At 69.2% G+C, this 12,347-nt stretch carries 18 protein-coding genes; 1 reads left to right on the top strand and 17 read right to left on the bottom strand.

What is annotated here, in order from left to right:
* Nucleotides 1-33 precede the first annotated feature (33 nt).
* The 17 genes from AB0F17_RS34585 to AB0F17_RS34505 all read right to left on the bottom strand — a co-directional run bounded on the left by AB0F17_RS34585 (nucleotide 34) and on the right by AB0F17_RS34505 (nucleotide 11,387).
* Nucleotides 34-1,620 carry a hypothetical protein gene (locus AB0F17_RS34585; RefSeq protein ID WP_358031527.1) on the bottom strand — a complete coding sequence of 529 codons (1,587 nt, stop codon included), beginning with the start codon at nucleotides 1,618-1,620 and terminating at the stop codon, nucleotides 34-36.
* Entirely contained in the window at nucleotides 1,617-1,871 is a 255-nt protein-coding gene (locus AB0F17_RS34580) for a hypothetical protein (protein WP_358031525.1), read from the bottom strand. Before AB0F17_RS34580 ends, AB0F17_RS34585 begins: the two co-directional genes overlap by 4 nt.
* Entirely contained in the window at nucleotides 1,868-2,470 is a 603-nt protein-coding gene (locus tag AB0F17_RS34575) for an HNH endonuclease (protein WP_358031523.1), read from the bottom strand. Before AB0F17_RS34575 ends, AB0F17_RS34580 begins: the two co-directional genes overlap by 4 nt.
* A gap of 236 nt (nucleotides 2,471-2,706) precedes the next feature.
* The gene (locus AB0F17_RS34570; protein WP_358031521.1) at nucleotides 2,707-3,072 is read right to left on the bottom strand and encodes a hypothetical protein; all 366 of its coding nucleotides are present in this window, start codon (nucleotides 3,070-3,072) and stop codon (nucleotides 2,707-2,709) included.
* Nucleotides 3,069-3,461, bottom strand: coding sequence for a hypothetical protein (locus tag AB0F17_RS34565; protein WP_358031520.1), 393 nt, complete (start codon nucleotides 3,459-3,461; stop codon nucleotides 3,069-3,071). The genes AB0F17_RS34570 and AB0F17_RS34565 overlap by 4 nt, the downstream gene beginning before the upstream one ends.
* Nucleotides 3,458-3,652: a hypothetical protein gene (locus AB0F17_RS34560; protein ID WP_358031518.1), complete on the bottom strand. Its 195-nt coding sequence runs from the start codon at nucleotides 3,650-3,652 to the stop codon at nucleotides 3,458-3,460. Before AB0F17_RS34560 ends, AB0F17_RS34565 begins: the two co-directional genes overlap by 4 nt.
* Before the next feature lie 212 nt (nucleotides 3,653-3,864).
* On the bottom strand, nucleotides 3,865-4,686 hold the full coding sequence (locus AB0F17_RS34555) for a phosphoadenosine phosphosulfate reductase (protein ID WP_358031516.1): 822 nt from the start codon (nucleotides 4,684-4,686) through the stop codon (nucleotides 3,865-3,867).
* A gap of 9 nt (nucleotides 4,687-4,695) precedes the next feature.
* Complete coding sequence (locus AB0F17_RS34550; protein WP_358031514.1) at nucleotides 4,696-5,277, bottom strand: hypothetical protein; 582 nt, start codon at nucleotides 5,275-5,277, stop codon at nucleotides 4,696-4,698.
* A 66-nt stretch (nucleotides 5,278-5,343) separates the two neighbouring features.
* Nucleotides 5,344-5,850 (bottom strand): VUT family protein, encoded by a 507-nt coding sequence (locus AB0F17_RS34545; RefSeq protein ID WP_358031512.1) that lies wholly within the window; start codon nucleotides 5,848-5,850, stop codon nucleotides 5,344-5,346.
* An 808-nt stretch (nucleotides 5,851-6,658) separates the two neighbouring features.
* Complete coding sequence (locus AB0F17_RS34540) at nucleotides 6,659-6,886, bottom strand: hypothetical protein (protein ID WP_358031511.1); 228 nt, start codon at nucleotides 6,884-6,886, stop codon at nucleotides 6,659-6,661.
* Nucleotides 6,887-6,893: 7 nt separating this feature from the next.
* Nucleotides 6,894-8,000: a hypothetical protein gene (locus AB0F17_RS34535; RefSeq protein WP_358031509.1), complete on the bottom strand. Its 1,107-nt coding sequence runs from the start codon at nucleotides 7,998-8,000 to the stop codon at nucleotides 6,894-6,896.
* Nucleotides 8,001-8,134: 134 nt separating this feature from the next.
* The gene (locus tag AB0F17_RS34530) at nucleotides 8,135-8,434 is read right to left on the bottom strand and encodes a WhiB family transcriptional regulator (protein ID WP_358031507.1); all 300 of its coding nucleotides are present in this window, start codon (nucleotides 8,432-8,434) and stop codon (nucleotides 8,135-8,137) included.
* Entirely contained in the window at nucleotides 8,431-8,796 is a 366-nt protein-coding gene (locus AB0F17_RS34525) for a hypothetical protein (RefSeq protein WP_358031506.1), read from the bottom strand. Before AB0F17_RS34525 ends, AB0F17_RS34530 begins: the two co-directional genes overlap by 4 nt.
* Entirely contained in the window at nucleotides 8,793-9,434 is a 642-nt protein-coding gene (locus AB0F17_RS34520) for a hypothetical protein (protein ID WP_358031505.1), read from the bottom strand. Before AB0F17_RS34520 ends, AB0F17_RS34525 begins: the two co-directional genes overlap by 4 nt.
* Nucleotides 9,431-9,874 carry a hypothetical protein gene (locus tag AB0F17_RS34515; protein WP_358031503.1) on the bottom strand — a complete coding sequence of 148 codons (444 nt, stop codon included), beginning with the start codon at nucleotides 9,872-9,874 and terminating at the stop codon, nucleotides 9,431-9,433. Before AB0F17_RS34515 ends, AB0F17_RS34520 begins: the two co-directional genes overlap by 4 nt.
* Complete coding sequence (locus tag AB0F17_RS34510; RefSeq protein WP_358031501.1) at nucleotides 9,871-10,155, bottom strand: hypothetical protein; 285 nt, start codon at nucleotides 10,153-10,155, stop codon at nucleotides 9,871-9,873. The genes AB0F17_RS34515 and AB0F17_RS34510 overlap by 4 nt, the downstream gene beginning before the upstream one ends.
* Nucleotides 10,152-11,387 (bottom strand): hypothetical protein, encoded by a 1,236-nt coding sequence (locus tag AB0F17_RS34505; RefSeq protein WP_358031499.1) that lies wholly within the window; start codon nucleotides 11,385-11,387, stop codon nucleotides 10,152-10,154. The genes AB0F17_RS34510 and AB0F17_RS34505 overlap by 4 nt, the downstream gene beginning before the upstream one ends.
* A gap of 381 nt (nucleotides 11,388-11,768) precedes the next feature.
* Here AB0F17_RS34505 and AB0F17_RS34500 point away from each other — a divergent pair, with 381 nt between their 5' ends.
* A complete protein-coding gene (locus AB0F17_RS34500) occupies nucleotides 11,769-12,290 on the top strand; it encodes a hypothetical protein (protein WP_358031498.1) in 522 nt (173 codons plus the stop codon).
* Nucleotides 12,291-12,347 lie beyond the last annotated feature (57 nt).

Below are 12,347 nucleotides of genomic sequence, written 5' to 3'. Positions count from 1 at the left end.
GGGGTGTCGCGGGGGTGGGGTCCGCGGCCAAAGTCATCCCGTCACATCCAGGTCTCGTTCGCCGCCGCCGTCTTCATCGTCGAGGGCACCTTCCAGGCGGAGCTCCCGCGCCTGCACGACCCGGGGGCCGTGCAGGTGCCGCTTGGGCATCTCCACGCCGTCGCGGTTCACGCACAGCGCACCGTCGTCGGCGCCGCACAGCCGTACCGGGCACATGATCTTCAACGCGTCGTCGAGTTCCCGGTCGCGCGAGGTGGCCGACTTCGGCCGCAACGCGGCCCGCGCCGCTTCGATCGCCGCCGACTTCACCGGTCGTTCCGATTCCTGCGGAGTCGACAGGAAGTCGGGCGTGACCGGGTTCGGCTCACGTGGCGGCCGAAACGCCAGCACTTCGCCCACGGGAGGTGCCGTAGGCGTCACTGCGGAATTCGGTCTGGCGGTGCTCACCATGGATCTCGCTTTCGCTCTGGGGTGCAACGGCACCACCACCGAACCTCCCTGTGGGTTGCTGGGCTGCGCGGCCGCCGCGCCCCCTGGGGGACGCGGCCCTCGTTCCCTGCACGCCGGGCACGTCGCGCCGCTGTCCAAGTCAGTGCCGTCCTCGCAGCGCACGTTGGCGCAGTGCTTCCGCTGCACGAGCGACACCGCGACAGCGACGGGGTCGGCGATCCGGCCGTGCGGGTTGAGCACCTTCCAGCCGTCCCAGCGGCGCTCCACGCGCGCGACAATCTCCGCCACCGTCCGCCCGTTCGCGTCGCCGATCTCCCGCGCGATCGCGCCCAGCACAACACCCTGCCGGTTGCGGCCGATGCGGCGCCGCACCTCATCTGGCAGCGCCCGGAACACCGTCAGCGCCGGCGGACCCGGCAACCCGGCAACGGTTCCTTCCACCGCAGCGGGTCGAGATGACGAATGATGATCTTCTTTCCCGGCCGGAACGGCCGCCTCCTGTGCGCCCCCACCTACAGGTAGTTCGCCTACGGCGGGAAGTGCCCCTTTTCCTTCTCTCTGCTTCTTCTCTCTTTTCTCCCTTAAGGGCCCCACGTTTGCGGTCCCCGGCCCGCCGGACCCCGGAATCTCTGGGTCCGGGGGAACCGGTCCCTCGGTTTCCAGGTCCGGGAAATCCGGTCCCTCAGCTTCCAGGTCCGGGAAATCCTCCTCCTGGAAGTCGTCGTGCTGGTCCTCGTCGTCTCCGAAGTCCTCCCAGTTGCCGAAGCCGTCGTCGGTGAGCTTCCCGTCCTTATGCCGTACGAGGAAGCTGCCGTCGGGCTGCTGTACGAGCGGCACGGGCTCCCCGTCGAACTCGGCGTTGTCGGCCACCCATTCCTCCACCGGCTCCTCGCTGATGGCGGTCCCCATGACGAACTTGCCGTTGAGCAGGCGGCGCCGCTCGAGCCGGTAGTAGCCGGCGGCGCGCAGCTGCGCCAGGGACTTCATCACCTGGCCGTTGCTGTTGGTGCGCTCCGCAGCGAGCGTCTCGCCGCGGACGCGCCATCCGCGCGGCTTGTCCAGCAGATGCACCAGGAGGCCGAGCGCGATGTAGTCGATCCCGGTGTCGCGGATCGTCGTACGAGGCACGAAGCGGCCAGGGCGCCGCCGGTGCCGCATGCCTGAGCTCAACGAGGCACCACCCGATAGCCGGTCCGGCGCAGGTTGTTGTCGTAGCGGGCTTCGGCGGTGACGAGGCCGAAGGCGATCAGCTCGTTGACGGTCGTCGTCAACCCGTCGCGCTTGTCGGTGAACGTCTCCATGAGCGAGGCGATGGTGAACCAGCCGTCCGGCAGCGTCAGTGCGTGCAGGTACACGCCATACGAGCGGGCCGACAGCCTCGGCTCGCTCGGCGGCTGCGGAATGGCGTACAGGTCGGTCACTCGTTCACCCCGAAGAACTCGTGCTCGTACGGCCGCGTCGCGCCTTCAACGACGCGCCAGTTCAGGCGGGACATCCAGGCGAGTTTCGACAGTGCGGCGCGGATCACGTCGCGACCGTCGTCGACGAGCTCGGCGACGTCGGCGAGCGGGTAGCGGATGTCCGCGTTCAGATGCGCGAGCACCGTCACCAGGCCGACTACTTTGAGGCTGTCGTCGCCCCACCGCGGGGCGACGCTGGCGCGGTAGACGTAGGTGGCGTCGTTCAGGTCGCCAGGCACCCATTCGTGCGGCCAAATGCGGCCGATCTTGCTGCTGTTGCACTGCTGGCAGGCGGGCACGACGTTGTCGGGCCCGTCGCCGCCGCCTCGGTTGGGCGGCGTGATGTAGCCGATCGTGGCGCCGTCGCGATGCCGCTCCCGCCAGAACGTGAGGGAGTCCATGCTGGCGGTGCACGGGCACTGCAGAGCCCGGTGACAGAACGTGCACGCCCAGGGGCCATCGCCGAACAGGACGTGCATGCGAATGTGGCTGGGGCCGGTGATCGCGGGCGTGGCGATCCCGGCTCGTTCCTGGCCGCGGGCAGTGTCCGATACGCTCACGGTGCCTCCCTCATCTTGCTGACCGGTGGGTGAGGTGGGGCAACCGCTCCAGGTGCTTCCAACACCGGAGCGGTCGCGGCGGCGGTTCCTCTGGGAACCGCCGTTGTCGTATGTGTGTTCGAGATCGAAATCTAGCCCGGCGTGGCCAGCCCCGGCGAATGTGCGTTCCCCCTGCGGCGGACGCGGCAGACCGAAGCAGCGGCGCCGCTCCGCGTCGCTGCCGCTGATGGCCACGTTCACGCCGGGATCCTGTCGGCCGCGCCGAGCACCGCGCCGGCTGTTTCCTCGTCGGCCGGCTGCTCGATGTACCGGGCGAGCGCGGCCTGGGCCGCCTCACGCAGATGACGTCCGGGACGTTCGCCGGTCCACGACACCACGAACAGGTCGTCGTCCTGGACCACCGTGATGCCGAACGGGGCGACCTCGTCTTCGGCCAGGCGGGCGGCCCGCTCGAGGGGCCCCTCATCCCCTGGGACGGGACGGTAGTGGAACCCGTCGCCGCGCCGCAGCGCGTGGACTATCGCGGCGCCGAGCATCACCTCCAGCGGCACGGCGAGCGCCTGAGCGGCCGGCGGCACAAGGGGGCGGGTGGTCAAGGTCATGCGTGAGCTCCGCAGGTACGTGTCGGGGCGGGCGAACGGGGGGCGGCTCGGACGCGCTGAAGCAGGCGGACGCCGCGCGCCTCAGTTGCGAGCCGGGCGAAGGTGTTGCGGACGTGCTGGGCGGCCTCCGGCTGGGTGAGGCCTGGCGGGCCGAGCCAGACGGCGAGCAGGCCGTCGCTCGAGCGGATGTGAACCGGCTGCGCGAAGCGGCCGCGGGTGAACCCCGCGGCGCGTCGCAGCGCGCGTCGCTGGCCGTCGCTGGCGTACGTGGTGACGTAGGCGCCACGGGCGCGCAGGTTGCGTTCGATTGTGGCGGCGGCCTGGTCGAGGTCCTGCGCAGGGTCGCGCGCCGGCTGGTGAACGCGCAGGCGGCGGTGACGGCCGCTCATCGCGCATCCGTGGCGGTGCTGGCGTACGGGGCGGGCTCCCAGGGCGGCTGAACCGGTCCGGGCTCAGGGTCAGGCTCGGCGAGGGAGGCGATCCACTGCTCGTGGTCGGCGTCCGGGTGCGAGCCGAAATCGGCCGCCGCGGCGGAGGCGTGGGCGCCGCGGTGCGTGCGGCGCAGCAGTGCGAACTTCATGATGGGGCTCTCTTCTCGGCGGGGACCGGGCCGCAGGATCTGAGCACATCCGTGAGTTAACGTCCAACCACCAAGATCGTTTAGCGTTTGCGCAGGTAAACGGCAAGCTGATCAGGGAATCCTGAGTGGTGAGTCAGTCGACGCTTTGGTGGCAGTCAGCGACGGGTTATCAACTCGTTGTCGAAGTCATGGAAGAGGGGGAACCCTTGAGGTCAGGTGAAGCAGTGGCCCGAGTCGCACATGCCGCCGTCGCTGTCGTCAGCGAAGGGCAGCAGGTCCACCCCGTCCGGGATCACCTTCCTCAACGGCTTGCCGAACCGCGTGAAGAACACGTGGTCCTTGCCGAGCTCGTCACGTCGCTCGTTCAGCAGGTCCTCCAGCTGCGCGGCCCGCTCGAACAACTCCGGTTCCTCCCGCCGCATGTCCTGCCAGGTGCTCGGCCGGTGATGCGGGCAGAACCAGCACGCTGAACGCGGCGGCCGAGGAAGCCCGGCGTCCGAGATGATCCGCAGGCAGTCGGTGCGCCGTAATTTCAGATCCAGCAGCGGGTAGACGATCTGCTCGTACGCCTCCACCCGGCGGGCGTTCGCGCGGTGGATCTCGTCCAAAGAGATGCCGATGCCGACGGTCGCCGGATCGTCCGCCGTCGCCCCATGCTCGCGCAGCCACTTACCTATGACCCTGATCTTGAAATCAGCCGTACAGGATCTCGTGCCGGGCGCTCCGGTGTCGCCCATCCGCACCGGGATCGGCAGCGACCGCGACCCCGGCTTCGTCAGTCGGCCATACAGCGTCTCCGTGCTGCCGTCGCGCCGCTTGCGGAACACGGTGCGCAAGTCGATGCCATGCCGCTTCGCGAACGGCTGCGACACCTGGCGGACATACTCCAGCGTTCCCGGGTGTTCGGAATCGTCGCCGACGTTCGCGAACAGGTAATGGCCGAATCCGCCGTCGGGGAGTCTGCCCTGAGCTTGAAGGACAAGCACAGCAGTGGACTGGACGCCACCGCCGAACGAGAACGTGCGAAGGCCCACGAAAGGCTCCTAAGAAGAAAGGGAGAAGAGGGCGTCCTGGCTGGTCACGTCACGGACCCAGCCGAGAAGAATGGGAAGGTTGCGATCGGGGCCGAAGGTGAGGAAAGTGCCGTCAGCGCTTCCGCAGCCGATCGCCTGCGCGTACCGCAACCGGGTGAGCGAGTTGACCCGCCCCATGTGCACGTGCTTGCCGCGGGCGATCGCCTCCGCGGTCAGCTCGCGCGCCGCCGCGCCGAGCTTCCAACCCGTCGAACCGCCGAGGAACAGCGCATCCAACGACGGCCACGGCACCTGCAGGTCCTCCAGGCCGTCCTGAGCGACCAGCGCGGCCCGGAACCCGGCGGCGCGGATCAGCGGCAGCATCGGCGCGGACCGCGCAAGCGTGGCCGCGGCGTCGCCCACCACGTCCGGCGCCGAAGCGAACAGGCAGTCCCTGACCCAGCGGCGCTGCCGATCCAGCCACGTCAGGTAGCCGACATCGCCCGGGTAGCCTTTGCCGAAACAGCCGTTGTCGGCCGCCCACACCGCGCCCGGCACATGCCGGTTGCCCTGCGCTGGCGTCGCCAGCAGCCCGATCTGCCGCGCTGCCATGGCCGCCCGTGCGCCCACGGTCGGGTTGGCTAAGTACCACACGGTCCGCTGGCGCGTCCGGCCCGCTCACGCGTCCCCGACGATCACACGGCCAGCACGCCTCCACGCGAGCACCGCGCTCACCACAAGCGCGGGCACGACCGTCAGCCACGCCTTGCCGATCAGTTGCCCCGGCAACGACGGGCCCACAGGGAACCCCGCCAGATACAGGAACAGAACCGAGTCGATGGCGACGCCGACAAGGCCGGACACGATGACGGCTCGCGTCCACCCCCGCCGGCGCAGCAGCGTGTACACCCCCATATCCGCCAACTCCGACACCGCGAACGCCACCATCGACGCCAGCGCCAGCGACCACGACGCCAACAGCGCCGACAGGCCCGCGCCGACCAGCACCGCGCAGACGGCAGCGCGCCGGTCGACCGCGTCCTGCAGCACGTCACGCAGCAGCAGCGTCAGCCCGGCCATGTACGTGCCGGCGGTCGCCATGAAGCCGAACCCGACGGCCACCATGCCGAACCGGTCGGTGAGCAGGTTCGCCGACACCAGCGCGGCCACGTACGCCGCGAACACGACCGGGCCGATCAGGTCCGTTGCGGGCCTACCTAGGCGATGGTCGTCGCCGGATGCGTCAGGCGGCCGAACCGGATGAGAGACATGCACGAAAGAGCCCCCTTCTCGTGCCAGATGAGAGAAGCGGGCGAAGCGAATCGAAGCGGCGACCTAAGGTCCAGCCGCACGGCATGCTCGACAAGCGCCAGGTCATGAGCACGGCACGCCAGGCGGCACGAACAGCCCGCGTGAGCGAGGAGGCGACCTCTTGCTGACCTGCGTCCGCCATGTCCGCCGCGGAGGAGCGGACACACAGCGGACAGGCAGCCTCTTGGCACCGGCGTAAGAGGCGGCAACGCTATTGCCGAGCCGAGACGCAGCATCCAGCAGGGCAGCAGCCCCAACACTCAAAAGGGGAAGAAAACGGCAGGCCACATGCCGATGCCCAGGTGAACGTCTCGGCCGCCGCCCTGCAACATGGGCGGCGGCCGAGAACACCCAGCCCCGCACTTCCGCAGCACTCACCCAAGCCTTACGGGAGGGCGGGGCTTCCACCAAGGCGAGCTCGCCCGGGTTCGCCACCGCGTTCCCGGACCGCCCAGACCCGCCTCCGCTCCTTGGAGACTCGGGAACGGAGAGGCGGAAAGGCCCGTGAGGCTGCGGGTGCCCCCATCCGCAGCCTCACGGCCACTCGCGCCCGCAGCTGGGCCACCTCAGCTCGCGACGCTATACCGGGCTTTCCCCGATCTGGTGGCGGGCGCCGCAGGCGCCAGCCACCTTCACCCAAAGGTTGTGCTGACGACGGCGCGGCGCCCGCACGCGGCGGCGGTCACTCCTCGTACGCCATGGAGTAGCCGTTGGACCAGCCGTCCAATTCGGCGAACGCCTCCGCCGCCGTCAACCCGCGCGAGACACGGAACGACTCGAACATCTCCCACGCAGACTCGGAGGCACCCACCGCGGAGTCGGCAGAAGCCGTGCCGTCGTCGGCGAGCACGATCGCCCCCAGCACCCGAAACGAGGTGCTGCTCTTGTAGATCAGGCGCCTGCCTGCCACGGTTCGTTCACATCCTTTCAGCGGCATGTTTGACCGCCTCATCCAATCGAGCCACTACGTTATCGAGCCAGTCGGCCCGCCCCAGCTCGATGAACCGGGGACGCACCTGATTGAGCCGCTGGCGAATCTGTGTCACCTCTGCGGCCGTCAAATCGTTGCCGTTCTTCCACGTCAGTTCGTCTGTGAGCAATCGGGCGATGAACACGTTCCGCACCCACAGCAGCCGACCGCCGTCGGACGGCGGCGGCTCAAACTTGGCGTTGCCGAAGTCGATCCCGGTCACCCGGCCGTCGGCGTACTTCCAGTTGCCATCGTTGCGGTCGCTGTTGGCGATGAGCACGTCCAGCAGCGCGATCCGCCACCCGTCTACGGTTGCCGCAGCGGACGCCCGCAGCGCGTCGACCTCATCGAACGGCCGGTCCATCGCCGCCGGATCAGGGGCCTCCTGAAGGAACAGCTCGCGCTCGCTGACACGATGGACCGCCGGCACACGCGCACCGACCACCCACCCCACCAGCGCGCCCAATTCCTCGGAGTCGGCCTGGTCCCGAGCCGACCGCCACCGCGTGTCCTTCACCCGCTTGCGATAGGCCGTGCCGCCGTTGGCGAACTCCACCCGATGCACCAGCGCCGTCGCCCCCGCCGACGGCGAACCGGCGAACTTCACGCCGCTGGCCACGTCGGCCGCCAGCGTTGCCGCCGCCTCTTCATACGAGGTATCGCCCGGCGCCGGCCGCGCCGAGCCGGGCGGACGCCCGTCGGCATCCATGAAAACACGCGCCATGCTGGTGGGCTCGCCGAGGCGCGCCTGTCCCTGAAGCGTCTCCACATCGATGCTGGCCTGCGACGGAGCGCCGTTCGGGTGTACGGCGACCACGCGCCCGTACTCACCGTTGCCGAGCACCACCACGGAGCCGACGCTGATCGACCGCCCGTCCGCGTCGGCCGCTGGATGCAGCTTCCCGGTGGCCGACGCCTGGCCGGGCCCGTCCACCGGAATCCACCCGTGCCAGTACCGCTGGCCCGGCTTCGGCACCCGGCCGGCGCTTTTGGCCTCCGGCCCGGCCGTCGCCGTGAACCAGATACCGTGTCGCCGCCACTGCACAGTCCGCATGACGGTGCGGTGTAGCCGTTCTTGAAGCTAACGTCCTGGCGGGTCGCCGGCGGAGGGTGGAAGCCGTACGACTCGCGCCCCCGGGCGTTCGGCCCTCCGGGCCGCCTTAGCGTGCTCCGGCGAGGGAAAACGTCTCAACTGGCCCAGGCCAGCCCGTAACCCTTGCGGCGGGTCAGGTCCCGCCGTTCGCGAGGGTTAAGACCGCCCCACACCCCCCAGTGCTCCTTGTGGTGCAGCGCCCAGCGCAGGCACTCTTCGCGCACGGGGCAGTTAGCGCAGATCGCCTTGGCGAGGTCCTCACCAGCCAGCAGGAACACCCCGCCGTCGCCGTCGTCGGTGAGGTCGGTGTCGGCGTAGAACAGATCGGCGTCCTCGTCGTCGCATGCGCTGAAGTGCCACCAGTTTCGCCGCTGCTCCACAGGCAACTCGGTCACGACGCAGCACCGCCCTCTTCAGAGGCAACCTGTGGCCACGTCACCGCATCCGACGTGACCACCTCCGCGTCCGCACCCCATGAGCGCAGCAGCACCGCCCTGCGTTCCGCCGCCCGCTTGGACAGGAACTGGCGCGCCTTCGGCCACAGAAAGCAGCCCTGGCCGTCGATCTGGCCCATGCCATGCTCTCGTTCTTCCTCTTCCACGTCGCAGCAGTTCTCGGCCGGATCCCACACACACGGCGTCGACGTGACCCAGTTGGTGCAGTGCTTGTCGTGCCAGCCGGGAGGCCGCCAGCCGGGCTGGCCGGATCCCTCCGGGTAGGTCACGTTGAGGCGGTGGACACGCGTCGGGCGGGTCACCTCTCACTCTCCTCGTTCTCGTTCGTGGCGCCCGCGTCCACTGCGGGCAACGTCAACATGCGGCCGAACAGCGCTGCCAGAGCGCCCCGGGCGTGCGCGTCAGCCAGGACCTGCTCGGCGTCGACCGACGGCGTGAACGTCGGCGCGAGCACCGCGACGTTCACCTGCACGCCGGGCACGTTCATGAGCTCACCCGTGCGCGGGTGCACCAGCTTCAGCTCTCGCCGGGCCGCGCCGGACGACTCAGCCGCCTTGCGCAGCATCGAGAAGAACGCCGGCCGCACCCGCTGCTTGGTCTCCACCTCGGTCGCGAACCCCTCAGCGAGCGCCCACGCGGCGAACCGGTCCGGGTCGCTGATCGTGATCGACAGCCGCCGCGCCGGTAGCGACACGTCCCCGAACTTGCGACCGCCCACGTAGGCGCCCATCCGATCGCCTTCGCCCATGACCGGCCGTCCGTCCGGCCGCGTGGAGACGAGCGCTCGCTTGGTGAGCTGGTCGCGGCGGGTGATCGGCCCGTGCTTGCTGTTGAGCCAACGCATGATCCCGAACTCGTCAACCGCCTGCGACGCATCCAACGGCGCAGGCGACGCGCCCGCGCGGCCGCTCGCGTCGTCCACGTCGGCGGCCTCGCTCATGTTCCGCTCGCGGCCACGCGCACGACCGTGATCGGATACCTGTCCTCGGCCAGAACGACCAAGCGCCCGGCCTCGTCGTCCCAGCCGATCTGCCGGTCGATGGCCACCCGGTCGTCGCGGCCCGGATGCCACGGCCGGGTGACTGTCGCGCACGTCAGCCGCCGCATCAGCTGGTACAGGTTGGTGAGCGCCTCCTCCTGCGTCAGACCGTGGCCGGCAAGGTCATCCATGGCGTGAGCCGGATCATTGATGGGAAGGTCGGCGGCATCACAGCCGTCGAACTGCGCGGTGTCCACATCGGCCAGATGGACGCTCCACCTGGCGATGCCGCTGTCGAGCGGCACCGTTGCGGTGATTGTCAATGTGGTGAAGCCGGCAAGCGCGTCAGCGGCGGCCGCGACCACGGCGGCCTGGGTCGGTGCTGGCGGTGACGTCGTCATCGCTTTCTCCTTCGAGGTGGGGTGAGGCGGCGCAGCAGCGTGCACGGCGTGCTGGCCGGATAGGTGCGTTCGATGCCCTGGAAGGGGCGGTCGCCGACGTTGGAGTCCGTCAGGGCGACCATCGGCGTCCCCTCGTACGTCCACGAGCGGACGCCGATGAGGGCGACGTCGCGGGAGCCGATCACGCCGTCGCTGTCGGCGACGCGCACCTCGAAGCCGAGATGCGCGTCGGTGAGTTCCCTAACCGAGGCGGGAGGCGGTTCACCGGTGGGCGAGGTCAACTGCCGACCTCCTCGGCCCGATGCTGCTGCTGGTCGGCCTGCTCTTGCGCCCTCAGCTCCGCCATGCGCGTCTTGTACGCCTTCTCCAAGCGCACCCGATCGGCCAGGGACACCTGTCCCTGCTGGCGGGCAGAGCGCACCCGCTCGGCCACGGTCTGGAGGGCGCCGACGGTGTCGGCGGCCTCGATCCCCGCGCCCAGTTCGTCGATGACGTGCGGGTCGCTGATGGCGCGATCCTCGGCCAGCCGTGCCAGCAGCCTTCCGAACTCTTCCTCGCGGCGGTGCTCGTTGGTGACGAGCAGGCCATGAAGTGGCGCGGCCTCCTGGTACAGCTCCGACAGCCGCTCCCATGAGGTGTCCTCGTGCAGGGCTTCGGCGATGATCTCGTCTGGGCTGCGGTCCGGATGCGGCGCCACCACCATCGGCACCGCCGCAGTCGTGGTGTCCAGCCGTAGCAGGTCGAACACGAGCTGCTCGAGCGACCAATTCTCGTCCAGCGGCGGCAACGCATTTGGACGCGCGGCGACGGGGGAGTTCAGCGCGATGATCTGGGGGAAGCCGTCAGCGGTCAGACGGAGCCACAGCGTGGCGACCGACCCGAGGCCCCAGTGGGTGTCGAGGACGTATTCACGGGGGCCGCTGACGGGCTGGCCCGTTTTGTCGGTGGGGGAGACCCAGTGGCCGCGGCCCGTCATGACGACGATGCCGGGGATGCGGCGGAGAGCCGCGACGAGGGCGGCATGCACGTCGTAGGCGTCGTTGCGATGGTGTCGGCTCACCTCGATGTCGGCGTCGCGATCCTGCGCCAGCTTCGCCTGGGCGGCCTTGTTCCGCACCGAGCGCGCTCGCGCCCAGTCCGACAACAGCCGCCAGATGCCGACCATCGTGATGATGAGGACCACGGGGCGTTCGCCAGCGGCGTTGGCGTCTTCGGCGACCTGCCGGATGCCGTCCAGCGCGGCCATGATGGAACGCACGCTTCCGTCATGCACGACGACCTCGTAGTCGGCGCTGTCGACGGCCGCGTAGTCGTCCTGGCGGCCATCACCGACGTCCAGCCAGAAGGAGTGCCCAACGCGAGGACTCGCGGTGAGCTGGGCGCACGCGTGGTTGATGGCGCCTCCGTCTTCGTTGCCTCCTTCTACGAACAGCACGGGCCACGAGGGGCGGCCAGTGGGACGGCGCGTGGCGAGGCCACCGGGCCACCGCGCAGCGCTGGTCGCGATCGTCATGGGGACTCCGTTCAACGAGGGGGAGCCGGGTGCGCTACCGCAAAACCCCGCCACCAAAGGAGGCGGCGGGGCGCAGCAGAGCCTAAAGATTTCCCGGATTTGCATCTCAAAAGGTGCAAGATGGTTAGTTTGAGAACCGTAGCTTGGTGTTGCGTACACGGTCAACCGCCGGAGTTCGGACGCAGCGGCCGAAAGTGAAGGAGATGTGCAGGGCATGTGCGGCTTTCGTCTCAAGTGGGCTTACCAAACCACCGGCAACAGCTCTACGCTGTGGATCAGCTACTAACCGGCATCCATATCAACGCCGTCCGCAACCCAATGGCATTACCCCGACTCTGCTGGCGCCACTTCCCCCCAGACGCCACAAGGAGACCAGGCTTCATGCATCATCAGCCAGACGACCACGACTGGTTCGAACTCCACTCCACTCCTGCGCACGCCGGCGATGCCGGCGGCGAACTGACCGCCGCGCAGGTGGCTCGCCTGGGTTACGCGGCCGCGCTGGCCAGACTCGGCGACGAGCTCCTGCCGTTGATCGAGACCACCGGCGACAGTCGCCGCAGTGACGAGGACTTCGTCAGGGAGAGCATGCACCTGGTGCGGCTGGCCAGGCGGGCGGTTGAACACTCCATCACTCTGGCGCGTCTGCGCGGTGCCACCTGGGATGCGGTCGCTGATGGGCTGGGCACCGGCCACGACGCCGAAAGCGCCGCCGGCGAGTTCGGCGACCTCGACCTGAGCAACCTGGCCGACAGCCCGGCGGCGGTATGGCAGCGCATGCGGCCTCGCTGGTCTCCAGAGGACCCGCGGACGGGCGCACACGAGCTGGACGCATGGGCGCGCCGTCATGCCGACCCTCATGAAGTCGTCCGGGTGGACCAGCCCGTCTCGGCGGGCCTGTAATCCACACATTTGCTCAAATAATGCCGCTGTACTAATTATTCGGCATACGGGGTAGCG

This window comes from Nonomuraea sp. NPDC026600 (assembly GCF_040638335.1).
Taxonomy (GTDB): domain Bacteria; phylum Actinomycetota; class Actinomycetes; order Streptosporangiales; family Streptosporangiaceae; genus Nonomuraea.
Note: the sequence above shows the minus strand (reverse complement) of the source record. Positions and strands in the feature narration are given on the sequence as shown.